The organism is Arthrobacter sp. TJ-236, from assembly GCF_058269235.1.
In genome coordinates this window covers 75091-91284 of record NZ_JBZCNI010000002.1, presented here as the reverse complement: position 1 = coordinate 91284, position 16194 = coordinate 75091, and the positions used below count along the sequence as shown (strand labels likewise).

The 16194-nt window shown below is 69.6% G+C and carries 17 protein-coding genes; 10 read left to right on the top strand and 7 right to left on the bottom strand.

Annotated elements, in window-relative coordinates:
• Positions 1-18: 18 nt before the first annotated feature.
• Entirely contained in the window at positions 19-918 is a 900-nt protein-coding gene (locus AC4D16_RS09150) for an SDR family oxidoreductase (protein ID WP_490954749.1), read from the bottom strand.
• Here AC4D16_RS09150 and AC4D16_RS09145 point away from each other — a divergent pair.
• From AC4D16_RS09145 to AC4D16_RS09135, 3 genes are read left to right on the top strand one after another with little or no spacing between them, the layout of a single operon-like run.
• Positions 917-2251: a type III polyketide synthase gene (locus AC4D16_RS09145; protein WP_490954748.1), complete on the top strand. Its 1335-nt coding sequence runs from the start codon at positions 917-919 to the stop codon at positions 2249-2251. The genes AC4D16_RS09150 and AC4D16_RS09145 overlap by 2 nt on opposite strands.
• Positions 2248-2973, top strand: coding sequence for a class I SAM-dependent methyltransferase (locus tag AC4D16_RS09140; protein ID WP_490950549.1), 726 nt, complete (start codon positions 2248-2250; stop codon positions 2971-2973). The genes AC4D16_RS09145 and AC4D16_RS09140 overlap by 4 nt, the downstream gene beginning before the upstream one ends.
• Positions 2966-4102 carry an FAD-dependent oxidoreductase gene (locus tag AC4D16_RS09135; protein ID WP_490954747.1) on the top strand — a complete coding sequence of 379 codons (1137 nt, stop codon included), beginning with the start codon at positions 2966-2968 and terminating at the stop codon, positions 4100-4102. The genes AC4D16_RS09140 and AC4D16_RS09135 overlap by 8 nt, the downstream gene beginning before the upstream one ends.
• Positions 4103-4219: 117 nt before the next feature.
• Here the strand turns inward: AC4D16_RS09135 and AC4D16_RS09130 are convergent, their stop codons facing one another.
• The gene (locus AC4D16_RS09130; protein WP_490950551.1) at positions 4220-4759 is read right to left on the bottom strand and encodes a hypothetical protein; all 540 of its coding nucleotides are present in this window, start codon (positions 4757-4759) and stop codon (positions 4220-4222) included.
• A 136-nt stretch (positions 4760-4895) separates the two neighbouring features.
• Between AC4D16_RS09130 and AC4D16_RS09125 the strand changes: the two genes are divergently transcribed.
• A complete protein-coding gene (locus tag AC4D16_RS09125; protein WP_490954746.1) occupies positions 4896-5240 on the top strand; it encodes a DUF3140 domain-containing protein in 345 nt (114 codons plus the stop codon).
• 97 nt (positions 5241-5337) lie between these two features.
• On the opposite strand, the gene AC4D16_RS09120 is transcribed toward AC4D16_RS09125, so the two are convergent.
• The 4 genes from AC4D16_RS09120 to AC4D16_RS09105 all read right to left on the bottom strand — a co-directional run bounded on the left by AC4D16_RS09120 (position 5338) and on the right by AC4D16_RS09105 (position 9212).
• A complete protein-coding gene (locus AC4D16_RS09120; protein ID WP_490950553.1) occupies positions 5338-5541 on the bottom strand; it encodes a hypervirulence associated TUDOR domain-containing protein in 204 nt (67 codons plus the stop codon).
• Between the two features lie 73 nt (positions 5542-5614).
• Positions 5615-7306, bottom strand: coding sequence for a thiamine pyrophosphate-binding protein (locus AC4D16_RS09115; protein WP_490954745.1), 1692 nt, complete (start codon positions 7304-7306; stop codon positions 5615-5617).
• Positions 7306-8316 carry an agmatinase gene (gene speB, locus AC4D16_RS09110; RefSeq protein WP_490954744.1) on the bottom strand — a complete coding sequence of 337 codons (1011 nt, stop codon included), beginning with the start codon at positions 8314-8316 and terminating at the stop codon, positions 7306-7308. The genes AC4D16_RS09115 and speB overlap by 1 nt, the downstream gene beginning before the upstream one ends.
• An 89-nt stretch (positions 8317-8405) precedes the next feature.
• Complete coding sequence (locus AC4D16_RS09105) at positions 8406-9212, bottom strand: hypothetical protein (RefSeq protein ID WP_490954743.1); 807 nt, start codon at positions 9210-9212, stop codon at positions 8406-8408.
• A gap of 200 nt (positions 9213-9412) precedes the next feature.
• Between AC4D16_RS09105 and AC4D16_RS09100 the strand changes: the two genes are divergently transcribed.
• Positions 9413-11365 (top strand): amino acid permease, encoded by a 1953-nt coding sequence (locus AC4D16_RS09100; protein WP_490950557.1) that lies wholly within the window; start codon positions 9413-9415, stop codon positions 11363-11365.
• A gap of 7 nt (positions 11366-11372) precedes the next feature.
• On the opposite strand, the gene AC4D16_RS09095 is transcribed toward AC4D16_RS09100, so the two are convergent.
• The gene (locus tag AC4D16_RS09095; RefSeq protein ID WP_490950558.1) at positions 11373-11948 is read right to left on the bottom strand and encodes a cupin domain-containing protein; all 576 of its coding nucleotides are present in this window, start codon (positions 11946-11948) and stop codon (positions 11373-11375) included.
• A gap of 92 nt (positions 11949-12040) precedes the next feature.
• Between AC4D16_RS09095 and AC4D16_RS09090 the strand changes: the two genes are divergently transcribed.
• From AC4D16_RS09090 to AC4D16_RS09070, 5 genes are all read left to right on the top strand, one after another.
• Positions 12041-13552 (top strand): sodium:solute symporter family protein, encoded by a 1512-nt coding sequence (locus tag AC4D16_RS09090; protein ID WP_490954742.1) that lies wholly within the window; start codon positions 12041-12043, stop codon positions 13550-13552.
• A 29-nt stretch (positions 13553-13581) separates the two neighbouring features.
• Positions 13582-14016, top strand: coding sequence for a hypothetical protein (locus AC4D16_RS09085; protein WP_490954741.1), 435 nt, complete (start codon positions 13582-13584; stop codon positions 14014-14016).
• A 14-nt stretch (positions 14017-14030) separates the two neighbouring features.
• Positions 14031-14657 (top strand): hypothetical protein, encoded by a 627-nt coding sequence (locus AC4D16_RS09080; protein WP_490954740.1) that lies wholly within the window; start codon positions 14031-14033, stop codon positions 14655-14657.
• 124 nt (positions 14658-14781) lie between these two features.
• On the top strand, positions 14782-15135 hold the full coding sequence (locus AC4D16_RS09075) for a hypothetical protein (protein ID WP_490954739.1): 354 nt from the start codon (positions 14782-14784) through the stop codon (positions 15133-15135).
• A 45-nt stretch (positions 15136-15180) separates the two neighbouring features.
• Positions 15181-16188: a hypothetical protein gene (locus AC4D16_RS09070; RefSeq protein WP_490954738.1), complete on the top strand. Its 1008-nt coding sequence runs from the start codon at positions 15181-15183 to the stop codon at positions 16186-16188.
• Positions 16189-16194 lie beyond the last annotated feature (6 nt).

The window sequence follows — 16194 nt, the reverse complement described above, 5'->3', positions numbered from 1 at the left end:
CCGTCCGAACTGCAGCACTCAGCCCAGGGGCTTGCCTCCCGTGACGCCGAGGATCTCCCCGGAGACGTAGCGGGCGTCGTTCGAGGCGAGGAACACGTAGGCACCTGCCAGTTCGGCCGGCTGCCCCATGCGCCCCAGCGGGGTGTCCTCCCCGAAGGAGTCCAGCTTCTCGCTCGTGGTGGTCGCGGGCTGCAGGGGGGTCCAGATGGGACCGGGCGCGACGGCGTTCACGCGGATACCACGCTCGCCGAGCAGTTCGGCGAGGCTGACGGTCAGGTTGTTCAGTGCGGCCTTCGTGGCGGCGTAGTCCATGAGGCTCGTGGTCGGGTGGTAGCCCTGGACGGAGGTGGTGGTGATGATCGACGCCCCGGCCTCGAGGTGCGGCAGGGCGGCCTGCGTGAGCCAGATGGTGCCGTAGACGTTCGTCTCGAACGTGCGGCGCAGCTGGTCGGCATCCACGTCCGGCAGTCCGTTCGGCTGGGCGATGTGGAAGCCGGCGTTGTTGACGAGGATGTCGAGCCCGCCGAGTCCGTCGAGGACCGCCCGGATCGCCGACGGCGCGTAGGCCTCGTCGCGCAGGTCCCCCGGGACGGCGAGCGCGGTGCGCCCCTCCGCGCGGACGAGTTCGAGGCAGCTGGCGCCGTCCTCCTCCTCCTCGGGGAGGTACCCGATGGCGACGTCGGCGCCCTCGCGCGCGTAGGCGAGGGCAACCGCCCTCCCGATGCCTGAATCGCCGCCGGTGATGAACGCCCGCCGACCGGCGAGCCGTCCGCTCCCCGTGTAGCTGTCCTCGCCGTGGTCGGGGCGCGGATCCATCCGCTCGGTGAAGCCGGGGTACTCCTGAAGCTCCGTGGAGGCGTCCACTGCGGGGCCTCTCGGATCGTCCTGGTCGAGGGTGCCGCTGGGCTCGTTGTCCATGATGCTCCTGGTGGGTGGGGCCGGAGGTACTAAGCCTACTGTCGTTGTGTTTGCGCTGTGCCTACTGTCGTTGTGTTTGCGCCGTGAGTCCTCTAGTAATGGACCTATGACAGTGATCCTGAGGTCCCTAGAAACAGCCGTACCCGAGACCGCGATGGTGCAGCCCCAGGTACGCGACGTCTTCGCGGCACAACCGGACCTCACGCGGCTCGGCCGGCGGCTCGTGGGAGCGGCCTTCGACAGCTCGGGAATCGAGACGCGCTACACCGCTGTCAAGGAACTCACGGTCGAGACCGCGTCCGAGGAGCCGGTGTTCTTCGACCAGAAGAACATGCGAATCCTCACGCCCAGCACCAAGGTACGCAACGAGGTGTACGCGGAGGAGGGCACCAAGCTGTTCGTCGAGGCCGCCCGGAAGGCCCTCGACGCCGCGGAAGGCATCGAGGCCGCCGACGTCACGCACGTCGTCACCGTCTCCTGCACGGGCTTCTTCGCCCCCGGCCCGGACTACAAGATCGTCCGCGCACTCGATCTCGCGCCGTCCGTCCAGCGCTACCACCTGGGCTTCATGGGCTGCTACGCGGCCTTCCCGGCGCTCCGCTCCGCCAAGGCGTTCTGCGAGGCGGACCCCGACGCCGTCGTCCTGGTGGTGTCCGCCGAGCTCTGCTCGCTCCACGTGCGGTCCTCCAACAACCCGGACACCATAGTGGGGTCCTCCCTGTTCGCCGACGGCGCCGCTGCCGCGATCGTGACGGCACGCGACCTGCCCCTGACCACACCCGCGCTCAGCCTCGACCACTTCGAGACCGTCCTCACCCCGGTGGGCGAGGAGTCCATGGCCTGGAACATCGGGGACGAGGGCTTCGAGATGGTCCTCGGGACCTACGTGCCCCACATCATCGACGAGCACATCGTCGGAGCCCTCGCGCCGCTGCTCGCCCGTGACGAGACGCTGACGGGGCTCGACTACACGGACATCGAGCACTGGGCCATCCATCCCGGCGGCCGCAGCATCCTCGACAAGGTGGAGGCGAAGCTCGGGCTCACGGAGCAGCAGCTCGTGCCGGCCCGCGAGACCCTGCGCGACTACGGCAACATGAGCAGCGCCACCGTGATGTTCGTCCTCAGGAACATCCTCGACCAGCCCACCACGGGCGGGAACAACCGCGTGTGCTCCATGGCGTTCGGCCCGGGCCTCACCGTGGAGACCGCCCTGTTCACGCGGATCGGTGCGCCGGTCACGGGCAGCCCGACCGCTCGCACGGACGTCGCGGCGGAGGACGTCGTGGTGCCGGACGATCTCGGGGCCGTGCTCAGCAGAGCCGGCGCATGAGCCCACGCGGCTTCCTCGCCCGGCGTGACACGCACGCCACCGAGCAGATGGACCGGCCCGACTGCGACCCGGGGAAACTCGACCGCACCTACGCCCAGTTCGGTCTCGTCAACGCCGTCGTCTCAGGGTGGCGCCGCACGTACACCACCCTGCTGCGGCCCGCCTTCTCCCCCAGCGGCGTCAACACGCTGCTCGACATCGGGTCGGGCGGCGGCGACCTGCCGAGGACCCTGGCGCGCTGGGCACAGCTCGACGGCCTGCGGCTGGAGATCACCGCCGTCGATCCCGACGAACGGGCCCATGCCTACGCCGCGGCGCTGCCACCACTGCCCGGCGTCACGTTCCGCCGCGCGCTGAGTTCCGAGCTCGTGGCCGACCACGCGGTGTTCGACGCCGTGGTGTCCAACCACGTGCTGCACCACCTCGACGCAGCGGAGCTCGACGGCCTCCTCGAAGACACCGAGCAGCTCACGCGGCACATCGCGGTGCACAGCGACATCGCCCGCCACCCCGTCGGATACGCGCTCTTCTCCGCCGGGACGCTGCCGCTGCCCGGCTCCTACATCCGCGAGGACGGCCTCACCTCGATCCGCCGGAGCTACACGCCCGGTGAACTGCGCAGTGCAGTCACGGCCCGGCGCGGCTGGGAGGTCCGGACGGCCAGGCCGTTCATCAACCTCCTCGTCCTCGACAAGCGATCCGAGGGGGCTCCCCATGCATGACGTCGTGGTGGTCGGCGGTGGCCCGGTGGGCCTGTACACCGCGCTGCTGCTCCGCCAGGCAGGCCTGGACGCCGTCGTCCTGGAGCGCCGGACCGAGCGCAGCAGCCACTCGCGCGCCATCGGGATCCACCCGCCGGCATTGCGGGCGCTCGAGAGCGGCGGGATAGCCGACGAGCTACGGCGGCGCGGTGTCCTGATCCGCGACGGCGTGGCACGCAGCGCGGGCCGCCACGTGGGCACGGTGTCCTTCTCGATGCTCCCCGGGGAGGAGAAGTACGTGCTCGCGGTACCGCAGGCGGTCACCGAGGAGGTCCTCGAACTGCACCTCGAGAAGCACTTCCCGGGCACGCTCCAGCGGGGTACCTCGGTTGCGACGACGCGTGACACCGGAGACCACGTGCTGGTGGTGACGCGCGTGCAGGGCGAGAACCACGTGCTCGAGGCACGCCTCGTGATCGCCGCCGACGGCGCGCGCAGCTCGGTGAGGGACGACGCCGGCATCCGGGCCCCCTCGCGCAGGTATCCGGACTGCTACGTGATGGGCGACTTCCAGGACGACACCGCCGACGGCGACGACGCGGTGCTCTACCTCGAGACCGGCGGGATCGTGGAATCCTTCCCGTTGCCCGGCGGGATCCGGCGTTGGGTGGTCCGCATGGGCTGCCCGCAGGAGCGGCCGACGGCGGAGGCGCTGACCAGCCTCATCCACGACCGGACGGGCGTGTCCGTGGACCCGTCGACCACCTCGATGCTCAGCGCCTTCGAGGTGCAGTCACGACTCGCGGAACGCTTCGTGGCGGGCCGTACGGTTCTCGTGGGCGACGCCGCCCACGAGGTCAGTCCCATCGGCGGGCAGGGCATGAACCTCGGCTGGCTCGACGCGGAGCGGCTGGTGCCCATCATCACGGCGTCGCTCCGTGACGGCGAGGACGTCGCTGGGCCGCTCGCACGCTACGAGAAGGAGCGGAAGGCGGAGGCGATCGTCGCACGGCGGAAGGCCCACCTCAACATGGCGCTCGGGCGGCCGCTGCCCGGGCCCCTGATGCGCTCCCGCAACGCCTTCCTCGCGGCGCTCATCCGCAACGATGCCGTGCACGGCTCGGTGGCGCGGGCCTTCACGATGCAGTGATCCCGATGGGCACGCAGCGTCCGCGACGCTGCGCGATCACAACGACAGGGACCCCCGCCGTCCGACACCGGTTCGGTGACGATCGGCAGGGGTCCCGGGGAACGCTGCTGGATGTGACTACTTCTTCAGCAGGCCTTTCTTGACGTTCTCGGGGCGCTGCATCTCGCCCTGCTTCGCGCCCATCACGATGACGATGCCACTGATGAGGGGGAGCAGCCACTGCGTGGCCTTGAGCTGCGACTGCGCCTTCGCGAGCTCATCGCTCGCGCCGGGACGGGGTTCGGTCGCGCCCTCGCCACCCTGTTCGGCGAGTTCGCCGACCTTCTTGCCGAGGATGCCCGAGTAGAGCGAGAGGGCCATGCCCAGGACGGTCACGAGGGACTTCCACACCGTGTTGGAGCCGACGGAATCCTGGGCCGCGACGCGACCCTTGTTCGCTCCGATGAGGGCAACCCCGCCGAGGCCGTGAACGGCGAAGGCTGCGATCTGAACGGGGGTCCACTTGGCCCAGCCGAGCGCGGAGAGGCGCGTGCGCTCCTTGGGGTCCTTCGCCTTGCCGGTGGCACCGTTCAGTCCGACAGCGCCCATCAAGGTGCCACCGAACCAGGCTGCAGCGCCGAGATCGTGCGCGGATCGTGCCAAAAGGTTTCCTGCCATGATGTAGAGCTCCTTAGACGTTGGTTCGACCTACCCTCTACATCTATCAGCCTGCTTAGGATTACGCTATTGCCAACCCCGGCATGACGTCCGGTTGTGAACATGTCCGTGCAAGTGCTACGAAAGGTCCGCCACCATGACCGACCACTCAGAGGATCTCGACGACGTCTGGCCGAAGTGGAAGGAGTCCGTGAACATGAGCGCCTCCCAGCTGGAGACGTGGCTCGACACCGAGGAATCCAAGGCCGTCGGCTACAAGGAATCGGGCGAGGGCGAATCGGTGGGCCACAAGTCCGGCAGACGCATCATCGAGATCCTGAACACCAAGCGGGACGACCTCACGGACGACGACGTCAAGCACATGCACACGGTGGTCGGGTACGTGCACCGGCATCTCGCCCAGAAGCCGACCAAGGAGGACATCGAGTCCTCGAAGTGGCGCTACTCGCTCATGAACTGGGGCCACGACCCCCTGAAGTGATCCGCTTGAGGATGGTTCGCTGGAGCGAAACCTCCTGAACGCAGGACGGGGCCCCGCTGATGCGGAGCCCCGTTCGGCGTTCTCAGCGCCGGATCGGCTACTTCTTCGAGAGCGCGCTCTCCTTGTGGGCAGCCTGCTTGCCCGACTTCGAACTCTCGACCGTGTAGTACGGCTCGTCCTTCGACGCCTTGAACTTCTGGTCGTCGAACGTGAACTCCTTGTCGTGCTTCTCCACGACCTTGCCCTCGGTCTCGCCCTGCGACGTGTTCCAGGTGACCTTGTCGCCCTTCTTGAATGTCATGGTGATCCTTCCTCGGGTCCGCGGTTCGAACAGTGCTTTACGACCCTGCCACTCCCCGGCTGAAAAAGGAAGCCTACTGATCAAGATGGGTCGGGGCGAACAACCGCATGAGCGTCTCCACGACGACGACGTTCGGCCCCTCCCCCGCGAGGCTCTCCCGGAGCGCTGCGCCGACGTCCTCGGGCGTCACCCGCCGTGCGGGTACGCCGAAGGACTCGGCGAGCGCCACGAAGTCGGGCCTCGCGAGTTCCGTCGCCGTCGCCTTGCCGAAGGCCCCCTCCATGTACTCGCGGAGGATGCCGTAGCCGCCGTCGTCGACGATCAGCCAGGTTACCGGGAGATCGTGCTGCCGCGCCGTGGCGAGTTCCGCGATGGAGTACATCGCCGAGCCGTCGCCCGAGACCGCGAGTACGCGGTCCGGCAGGCCGTGGGAGGCGAGGCCCACCGATCCGCCGATGGCCCCGGGGAAACCGAAGCCGAGCCCGCCGGCGCCCTGTGCGGAGTGGAACTGGCCCTCGCGCGCATCCCAGCAACTCCACGCCCAGTAGGCGGAGATGGTCATGTCCCAGAAGGTCTGCATGCCTGCGGGGACCGCCTCACGGAGGTCCCGCATGAAGGCGAGCTCCTTGCCGAGGTCCTGGCCTTCCAGCCGCGCCGCGACCTTCGCGAGAGTCTCCGCGACCAGGGCGACGGCGTCGTACCCGGGCTCGCGATTCCGCGCCAGGGGTTGCAGCGCCTCGTCGAGGGCCGCGAGCGCCTGGCCCGCGTCCGCCCGGATGCCGAGGGCAGGCCGGTTCGACTCGAGCACGCGCGGTTCGGCGTCGATCTGGATGATCCGCCCGCGCGGCTCCATGGTGAAGTAGTTGGAGGTGACCTCGCCGAGGGAGGATCCGACGACCAGGAGCACGTCCGCGTCCTCGAGCACCTCGGTCACGTGACGGTCCTCCACCCACGACTGCAGGGACAGCTCGTGCGTCCAGGGGAACGCGCCGTTGCCGCCGGGTGAGCAGACCACGGGGGCGCCGAGCTTCTCGGCGAGGGAGAGCAGGGATGCCTCGGCGCGGCCGCGGCGCGCACCGCCGCCCGCGACGATCGCCGGGCGCGTCGAAACCCTCAGCCAGGCGACGGCCTCACGCGTGAGCTCGATGCGCGGGGGGTTGTCGAAGGGTTCGGCGAGGGCGTCCTCGACCTTGGGCACCATGACCGGGTCCAGCAGCACGTTCTGCGGCACCTCGACCCACACCGGACCCTGCGGGGAGGACACCGCTTCGGTCCAGGCGTCCTGAATGGCTGACGGGATGCCGGAGGCGTGCTGGATCAGGCGCTGGCTCTTGGTGACGTTGGCGGCGGAGGCCTTCTGGTCGTCGAGCTGGTGCAGCATGCCCTTGCGTCGGGCGCCGAGGCCCTCGAGCGGGATCTGGCTGGCGACGACGACCATCGGGACGCCCGTGGCGTACGCCTCCTGGAGACCGGCGAGCGAGGTGAGCGCGCCCGGGCCGGTGGAGAGGAACAGCACGCCGACGTCCCCGGTGGCCCGGGAGAAACCGTCCGCGGCGAAGGCCGAGTTGTTCTCCACGCGGGAGGAGACGAAGCGCAGGTCCGAGCGGGAGAGCGCGTCGAAGAGGCCGAGGGCGTGCTGGCCCGGGATGCCGAACACCGTCGTCGCGCCGAGGGCGGCGAGGGTCTCGATCACGAGGTCGCCGCCGTTCCGCTGGCCGGTCAGGGGTGCGGGCGGCGCGGATGCGGCGCCGTCGGTGATCTCCATCAGTGGTCCTCGGTGGTCGGAGCGGGCGTGGCGGATGCGGCGGGGGCCATGGTGTCGGCCATGAGCGTGACCAGATCGTAGGCGACGTGCGAGGCGGCAACACCGGTGATCTCGGCGTGGTCGTAGGCGGGGGCCACCTCGACGACGTCGGCGCCGACGAGGTTCAGGCCGCGCAGACCGCGCAGGATCTCCAGCAGCTCGCGGCTGGTGATACCGCCGGCCTCGGGCGTTCCCGTGCCGGGTGCGTGCGCGGGGTCGAGCACGTCGATGTCCACGGACACGTAGAGCGGACGGTTCCCGATGCGCGCGCGGAGCTGGTCGACGATCTCGTCGACGCCCTTGCGGTACACGTCGGAGGAGGTGACGATGCCGAAGCCGAACCTGCGGTCGTCCTCGAGATCGCGGACCCCGTAGAGCGGCCCGCGCGTCCCGACGTGCGAGATGGCCTCGGTGTCGAGGATGCCCTCCTCCACGGCGCGACGGAAGGGTGTTCCGTGCGTGTACTCGGCGCCGAAGTAGGTGTCCCAGGTGTCGAGGTGCGCGTCGAAGTGCAGCATGGCCACCGGGGAACCCGCGCGCTCCGCCGCGGCCCGGAGGAGCGGCAGGGCGATGGTGTGGTCCCCGCCGAGCGTGACGAGCCGCGCGCCGTCGGCCGTGAGGTCCAGGGCGTTCTGCTGCACGGTCTCGATGGCTTCGCCGATGTTGAACGGGTTCACCGCCATGTCACCCGCGTCAGCCACCTGCACACGCTCGAAGGGCGAGACGTCGAGGGCCGGGTTGTAGGGGCGCAGCAGGCGCGAGGCCTCCCGGACGTGGTTGGCGCCGAAGCGGGCGCCCGGCCGGTAGGACACCCCGGAGTCGAACGGGACACCGACGACGGCGATGTCCGCGCGGTCCACCTGGTCGAGCCGGGGCAGCCTCGCGAAGGTCGCCGCTCCCGCATAGCGCGGGATGCGGGCGGAGTCGACGGGCCCGAGATGGCCGCCTCCCGTGACGCGCAGTTCTTCCATGGCTGTGGCTCCCTCCGGGACCGCACCCCCGCGGTTGCCCTATATGCATCAAATGTTTTGGATCAGGCTATGCGGGGCATCCCGAGGGGTCAACCATCGACGGTGAACGAACACAGCATGGCGCGCAGGGCTGCATAGTCCTCGGTCCCGAGCCAGGCCGTTGCGTCTGCCGGGTCCGCGAAGCGGGTCTCGTCGAACGTGGCGGTGAAGGAGACCTGACCGTTGGTGCCGACCGAGATGAGCGGGAAGAACTGGCTGTACGTGCCGTCCGCCGGCAGCGCCCCCTGGTGCAGACGCGCGTTGTACTCGAGGCCACCGGTCGCGTAGTCCGGGTAGTAGTCGAAGACGAAAGTGATCTCCGCCGGCCCCGCCTCCACCTGGGCCGAGAGAGCCGGCAGCTCCTCGCTGTCGAGCAGCACATGACCGGGATGCGGGACGGCTGCTCCATCGCCGGGAATCCCTCCCTGGAACAGCGCGAGTTCCGTGCCGGCCGCATCCCGGATGGAGTACGCGGTGCGGCTGATCGGAACCCCGTAGTCGGGGGCGTCGTTCGGTGGCACCGGCATCGCCGTCCAGGCGGCCGGCATGACGAAGGAGTACGGGCCGTCCGAAGTCGTGAAGAGCGAGGTCGCAGGATCGATCAGGGAGGGTCCCACGGGCGGTGCCGTGACGGGACCTGGTGTCGCCGCAGCGGACGCAGACGGCGTGGCAGCGGCGGAGGTCGGTGTGGGCTGCGATGTGGGCTGCGATGTGACGCTCGGCGTGGTGCTCGGCGTGATGGAGGCCGCCGTCACCGGTTCCTCGGTAGCCCTGCCTGCGTCCGTCGAGTCGGCGCCACAGGCAGACAGTGCGAGGACTGCTGCAAAGGCAAGGCAGGTGAGATCGACGTTCCTCACGGATGATCCCCCAGCGGATGCATGATGGCGCTCGCCGATCGCTGCGCGCCGCTGGTTCCACCCTAGATCCGGCTCCCTCCCGACCCGGTGCGCGGCGATCACGCTTCGGCACCAGTTGCGGTCGGGATCGCGCGGAACAGGACCGTAAAGGAAGTGTTAAAACGCCGTCCGCGCAGAACCGGCGGACCTACCGTTGATCGGTGTCCTCCTCCGTCCGTACGCCGTCCCGTCCGCAGGCCCCCTCCCCCCGCACCCACCGGGTCCAGCGCTGGCTCCTGAACGAGGAGAGCCAGCCGACGTCGCACCAGCCGGAGCCGGAGAGGACCCAGTCCTGGTGGCGCGTCATGTGCCTCACGGGTGTGGACTACTTCTCCACCCTCGGCTATCAGCCCGCCATCGCCGCTGCGGCCGCGGGCGTACTCTCGCCGCTGGCAACCCTGATCCTCGTGGCCGTGACCCTGTTCGGCGCGCTCCCCGTGTACAAGCGCGTCGCCTCCGAGAGCCCTCGCGGTGAGGGCTCCATCGCCATGCTGGAGAAGCTGCTGCCCAAGTGGCGCGGCAAGATCTTCGTGCTCGTGCTCCTCGGGTTCGCGGCCACGAGCTTCCTCATCACCATGACGCTCTCCGCCGCGGACGCCACGGCGCACCTCGTCGAGAATCCCTTCGCCCCGGGCTGGCTGCACGGACAGGAAGTCCTCATCACCGTCGTCTTCCTCGCCCTGCTCGCGGCGGTGTTCCTCCGCGGTTTCCGTGAGGCGATCGGCATCGCCGTCGTGATCGTCGCCGTGTTCCTCGTCCTGAACCTCGTGGTGGTCGTGGTCGCCGTCGCGCAGATCGTCGCGCAGGACGGCCTCGTGACGAACTGGTGGACGGCACTGACCACCCAGCACGGCAACCCGCTGGTCATGGTGGGCCTCGCGATCCTCATTTTCCCCCGCCTCGCCCTGGGGCTCTCCGGCTTCGAGACCGGAGTGGTGGTCATGCCGCAGATCGACGGCAAGCCCGGTGACACGGAGGAGAACCCCGCCGGTCGGATCGCCGGGGCGCGCAAGCTCCTGACCTCCGCCGCACTGATCATGAGCGGCTTCCTCATCTCCTCCAGCTTCGTGACCACACTGCTCATCCCGGCCGAGCAGTTCGAGGAGGGCGGCGAGGCCAACGGTCGCGCCCTCGCGTACCTCGCCCACCTCTACCTCGGCGACGGCTTCGGCACCGTGTACGACCTCTCGACCATCAGCATCCTCTGGTTCGCGGGCGCCTCGGCGATGACGGGGCTGCTGAACCTCGTACCGCGCTACCTCCCCCGCTACGGCATGGCGCCCGCGTGGGCCAAGGCCGTGCGTCCCCTCGTGCTGGTGATCACGCTCATCGCCGTCGTCGTCACGTTCTTCTTCAAAGCCGACGTCGACGCCCAGGGTGGCGCCTACGCCACCGGCGTCCTCGCGCTCATCACCTCGGCCTCCGTGGCCGTGACGCTCTCGGCGCGGCGGAAGGGCCAGCGGGGCCGCACGATCGGCTTCGGCATCGCCACGGCCGTCTTCGTGCTGACCACTGTCGTCAACATGGTCGAGCGACCGGACGGGCTGAAGATCGCCTCGTTCTTCATCCTCGGCATCATCGTCGTCTCGTTCGTCTCCCGCTCACGCCGCGCGTTCGAGCTGCGTGCCACGAGCATCCGCCTCGACGAGAAGGCACTCAGCTTCGTGAGCTCCCAGGACGACGGCGACATCCTGCTGATCGCGCACGAGCCCAAGCGCCTCAGCGGTTCGGCCTACCGCCACAAGCACCAGCACGCCTGCGCCGTCTCGCACATCCCGAACGGGGCCACGCCCCTGTTCATCGAGGTGACGGTGGACGACTCCTCGGACTTCGAGACCGAGCTCAGCGTGCGCGGCGTGGTGCGGCACGGGTACCGCATCCTCGAGGTGCACTCCTCCAACGTGCCGAACACCATCGCCGCCGTGATGCTCCACATCCGGGACGTCACGGGCCTCATGCCGCACGTCTACTTCCGCTGGACGGAGGGCGATCCCGTGGCGAACCTCTTCAAGTTCCTCTTCACAGGCGAGGGGGAGATCGCTCCGGTCACCCGCGAGGTGCTGCGGGCCGCCGAGCCGGATGTCACCAAGCGCCCCTGGGTGCACGTGGGCTGACCGCCCTTCAGCCGGAGGCGGCGGGGACGAGCGTCCAGAGGACCACGGCGCGCTCGCCTCCGGGGTTCAGCCAGGTATGGGGTTCCCGGCCGGGGAACGTCACGGTGTCCCCTGCGGCCAACTCGTAGCGGTCGTTCGAGAACACGAGCACGAAACGGCCCTCGATGACGTGCAGCGTCTCCACCTCGCAGTCCACCGAGTAGAGCTCGTCCTCGCCGCGGCCATGGGGTTCGACGACGGCGCGGATCATCTGCAGGCGCCGTTCCGACCGCGCGGTGACGAGTCGCTCGTTGATGCCCTCGCCACCGAGGTTGATCCTCGGGGCGTCGGCCAGCCGCGTCACATGGGTCTCCGGTACCAGGAAGAGGTCGCCGATCGTGATGGACAGCACCTGGCAGAGGGTCACGAGCGACGCCACGGACGGCGACGTCAGGTCCCGCTCCACCCTGCTGAGGAAGCCCTTCGTCAGCCCCGTCGCGTCCGCCACCTGCTCGATGGTCATGCGCTGGGTCTGCCGCGCCGTCCGGATGCGCGACCCGATGGCCACCGGCGCATTGCTGGGCTCGACGGGCAGGGCCTTCATGCGTGTCCTCCTCCCATGGCCGGTCGAGCGCCGCCACGAGCTGCGAACGCGTCTGTCACGGGCTCGTCACACGAGCTTGCCATGATTGACCCATGCAGACACTCAACATCGCCATCGTGGTCGCCTATCTCGTCGCGATGCTCGGCTTCGGATGGTGGGGGAAGTCCTGGACACGCAACACCAGTGACTACCTCGTGGCGGGACGGCGGCTCGGGCCCCTCCTGTACACCGGCACCATGGCCGCCGTCGTGCTCGGTGGTGCGTCCACGGTGGGCGGCGTGGGCCTCGGGTACCAGTACGGCATCTCCGGCATGTGGCTCGTCGTGGCGATCGGCACGGGCGTGCTCCTGCTCAGCCTGCTCTTCGCTCCCACCATCCAGAAGCTGAAGATCTACACGGTCTCCCAGATGCTGACCCTCCGCTACGGCCACGGGGCCACGCGCATCTCGGGCATCGTGATGCTGGCCTACACGCTGATGCTCTGCGCCACGTCCACAGGCGCCTACGCCACCGTCTTCGTGGTGCTGTTCGGCTGGGACCGCGCGCTGTCCATCGCCGTCGGCGGCGGGATCGTGCTCGTCTACTCGACCGTCGGCGGGATGTGGTCCATCACGCTCGCGGACATGGCGCAGTTCGTCATCAAGACCATCGGCGTCTTCGCCCTCATGCTGCCGTTCTCGCTCGCCGCCGCCGGCGGGTTCGACGGCATCCGCGAGCGGGCGGGGGCCGAGTTCTTCAGCATCGACGGCATCGGAGTGCAGAGCATCATCACCTTCTTCGTCGTCTACACGCTGGGCCTGCTGATCGGTCAGGACATCTGGCAGCGCGTGTTCACGTCGAGGACGCCGGACATCGCGCGCTGGGGCGGCGCCACCGCAGGCACCTACTGCATCCTCTACGGTGTGGCCGGCGCGGTGATCGGGATGAGTGCGAGCGTCATCCTCCCCGCCGTGGAGGTGCGCGACGACGTCTACGCGGACGTGGCGCTGAACGTCCTGCCCATCGGCATCGGCGGGCTGGTCCTCGCGGCGGCCGTGGCCGCCATGATGTCCACTGCCTCCGGCGCCCTCATCGCGGCGGCGACGGTGGCGCGGACCGACGTCGTGCCCTTCGTGCGGAGCTGGTTCGGCTCACGTGACGCCGCACCGGCGGCGGAGGAGCGGACGACGGCGGACCACGACGTGGCGTCGAGCCGCTGGTGGGTCCTGGGACTCGGGGTGGTCACCATCGCGCTGGCCATCCTGGTGCAGGACGTCGTCGCCGCGCTCACCATCGCGTACGACATCCTGGTGGGCGGACTCCTCGTCGCGATCCTCGGCGGGCTCGTGTGGCGCCGGGGGAACGGGATCGGCGCCGGCGCCTCGATGGCCGTCGGGACGGTCGTGACGCTGGGGGTCATGGCCTACCTGGAAATCACCCTGGCGGAACCGTTCGCCGGTGTCTACGCGAACGAGCCCATCTACTACGGGCTCGCGGCCTCACTCGTCGTGTACGTGGCGGTGTCCTTCGCGACCCCCGCGACGGACGCTGGGGTCATGGCGGCCTGGGACCGGCGCGTGGCGGGCGAGCTCCCCGAGGATGCCGCGGTCGAGGGTGCCCGCTGACCACGCGTGGCAGCGAGCTAGGGTGAAGGATGCGCCTCACCCGTGACCCTCGTCGATCTCCTGCCCGGCAGGTCGCCCTGGTCCTGGTGATCGGAGGACTGACCGCCGCACTCTGGTACGGCTGGTTCGCGTGGGACACCGAGTACCAGAGCGATGCTGGCGGCCGACTGTCCGGCCCCTATGAGGTATGGCAGGGCGTCGGGGCGTTCCTGTGCAGCATCGTCGTCTTCTGGTTCGCGCACCGCCTCCTCCGTCTCGTCGTCGCCGTCCTGGTGATGCCGGCCTGCTTCACGCTCGCGTGGATCACCACGGCGCTCACGGTCGACTCCTCCGGGTTGTGGGTCGTCGGGGCCGTCCTCGTCGGGGTCGGGTCCATTGCGGGCGCCGCCGTGATGCTCGGCCTCGCTGCCGCCATGGAAGCCGGCGCCCGCGGGATCCGCCGCTCCCCCGCCGCGCACGCCTGATGGATGGACATGCCATGACCAGCGGGTCGATCAGTGAGGGAATGCTCGTCGAGGTGGGTGGGCGGTCGCGCTCCGAGCTCCACCGATTGCTGCGTGAGGCAGGCGTACACCTCAACGCCTACGCCGAGACCCTCCTCGCCCACCCCGCCTTCGATTCCCCCGTCAGCCGGACCCTGCAGATCGTCGAGCGGACCGTGACGGAACTCGGCCTCGAGGACGGCGGGGTGCAGTCCGAGGTCTTCGCGGCCGCCAGGAGTCTGGGCCTCGAACTGTGCCCTCTCGTGACCGGACCGTACCTCCGCCTGGCGATGATGGATCAGGTGGACGCACCGGACTCGGTCCTCTCGGCGGGTCGCAGCCCGGCCGGCGCCCTCCACGTCGCGTCCGAACCCGTCACCTCCGACGTCGAGTACCCCAAGGGGTTCTACCTCCGGGTCGTGGACGGACAGCCCTGGCTGCGCGGGTACCGGTGCGACGACACCTACGTGTCACCGCCGGACCAGCGGCTCGCGTTCGTCCTGCCCGACGACAGACGGTCCACCCGGTCGTGTGAGTTCCTCCCCGGCACGCTTGGCGGGCCCAACGGCCTTCCCGACGACGCCGCCGCCGCCGCCGCCGCCCTGATGATCGGATGCCGGTGACGAATCGGCGTCGGTGTGGGAGACCGGCCACCCGGCTCTGGTCTCCGTGCGGCGGTGCGCGTAGGTTCGTTCGAGGCGACCCATACGGTCGCCGCCGCACATCCACAGCACGCGAGGGGATCTCATGCGCAGCAAGGGCACAGCTCAGCCAGGACTCGTCCTCAGCGTCGCGGGAGGGATCGTCCTCGTTGTCGCCGCCGTCCTCGTGGTGATGGGGATCGATGCCCTCAATGCCGTCACCTACAGGGCCACCGGCGGATCCCCCGTCGGCGCGTACCTGCTCATCGGAGCCGGTGCTGCCGCCCTGCTCGCAGGTGGCGTCTCCCTCGCCGTCGGACGCCGTCGTCACGCCGCCCACATGGACCGCCCCCGCACCTACGCCGATCAGCACGAGGACCACACGCTCACCGCGGAGGATCGCACCGGCATCCCGCACGACACGAAGGCCCGCGAGTACCCGATCGGCTACGGGGGCTGACCCGTCGGCGATCCCGCGGCCGCACGGCAGCTGGCGACGTCACGGGTGGACGAGGCGCGGAGGCTGAGCGCCGTCCTCGACGGGCTCGACGACGCCGCCGTCCGCTCTCTTGTGGACGGCGCCTCACCGCTGGGCACGGGTATCGGCGGCTCGACGGCCACGGTCCTGCTCGACGGCGCCCCCGCCTTCGTGAAACTCATCCCCCTCCCCGCCGCCGAGGTCGCGGATCCCACCGCCACATCGAGCCATCTCGGGCTCCCCTTCGCGTCGCACTACGGGATCAGCAGCCTCTCGCACGGCGCCGGGCGTGAACTGGCCTGTCATCGCGCGACGTCGGGCTGGGTGGAGGACGGCCTCGTCGATGCCTTCCCGCTGCTTCTCGGGTGGCGCATACTGGAGCGCCCCTGCGCTGTGGATCTCAGCGAGTTCGAGGGCGATGCCCCACGGCGCCGCTGGGGACGTCGGTGGCCGCATGTCCGGGAGCGGCTCATGGCGCTGAAGGAGGCCACCTGGTGCCTGGTGATCGTCCTCGAATACGTTCCCGAGACGCTGGGCGCCCGGATCCGCAGGAGCCTGGCCGATGGCACCGGCGCGGACGTCTTCCCGGACGCGGTGCGCCAACTGCTCGCCGCCACGGCGTGGATGAGCAGCAACGGCCTCCAGCACTTCGACGTCCACCCGGGCAACATCCTCGTCCGGGAGGGCCGTCTCCTCCTCACGGACTTCGGCCTCGCACTCCAGCGCGACGCCGACCTGACCGAGGCGGAGGGGGCGGGCATGCCCCTGCACGTCGGCTTCGACCGCGACACCGCCCTGATGCACCTGTTCCACTGGACGCTGTTCGACCTCGGCCACACCTCCCGCGGTGAACGGCTGGAGGTGTTGTGTGCCGTCGCCGCCGATCCTGCCTCACCGGCGCTGGTCCCCCTGCGGGCGGCCCTCGGCGACGGCGCGGACCTGATCGCGCAGCACGCGGAGGTCGCAGTGAGGATGACCGGGATGGTCGACGTCCTCCTCGACGACGCGTTCGGCACCGACTACCCGCACAGCTGACAGGAC

Coding starts and splice junctions, on each gene's coding strand:
- AC4D16_RS09145 (WP_490954748.1), top strand. CDS start 917: ATGATGCTCCTGGTGGGTGGGGCCGGAGGTACTAAGCCTACTGTCGTT.
- AC4D16_RS09150 (WP_490954749.1), bottom strand. CDS start 918: ATGGACAACGAGCCCAGCGGCACCCTCGACCAGGACGATCCGAGAGGC.
- AC4D16_RS09140 (WP_490950549.1), top strand. CDS start 2,248: ATGAGCCCACGCGGCTTCCTCGCCCGGCGTGACACGCACGCCACCGAG.
- AC4D16_RS09135 (WP_490954747.1), top strand. CDS start 2,966: ATGCATGACGTCGTGGTGGTCGGCGGTGGCCCGGTGGGCCTGTACACC.
- AC4D16_RS09130 (WP_490950551.1), bottom strand. CDS start 4,759: ATGGCAGGAAACCTTTTGGCACGATCCGCGCACGATCTCGGCGCTGCA.
- AC4D16_RS09125 (WP_490954746.1), top strand. CDS start 4,896: ATGACCGACCACTCAGAGGATCTCGACGACGTCTGGCCGAAGTGGAAG.
- AC4D16_RS09120 (WP_490950553.1), bottom strand. CDS start 5,541: ATGACATTCAAGAAGGGCGACAAGGTCACCTGGAACACGTCGCAGGGC.
- AC4D16_RS09115 (WP_490954745.1), bottom strand. CDS start 7,306: ATGGAGATCACCGACGGCGCCGCATCCGCGCCGCCCGCACCCCTGACC.
- speB (WP_490954744.1), bottom strand. CDS start 8,316: ATGGAAGAACTGCGCGTCACGGGAGGCGGCCATCTCGGGCCCGTCGAC.
- AC4D16_RS09095 (WP_490950558.1), bottom strand. CDS start 11,948: ATGAAGGCCCTGCCCGTCGAGCCCAGCAATGCGCCGGTGGCCATCGGG.
- AC4D16_RS09090 (WP_490954742.1), top strand. CDS start 12,041: ATGCAGACACTCAACATCGCCATCGTGGTCGCCTATCTCGTCGCGATG.
- AC4D16_RS09085 (WP_490954741.1), top strand. CDS start 13,582: ATGCGCCTCACCCGTGACCCTCGTCGATCTCCTGCCCGGCAGGTCGCC.
- AC4D16_RS09080 (WP_490954740.1), top strand. CDS start 14,031: ATGACCAGCGGGTCGATCAGTGAGGGAATGCTCGTCGAGGTGGGTGGG.
- AC4D16_RS09075 (WP_490954739.1), top strand. CDS start 14,782: ATGCGCAGCAAGGGCACAGCTCAGCCAGGACTCGTCCTCAGCGTCGCG.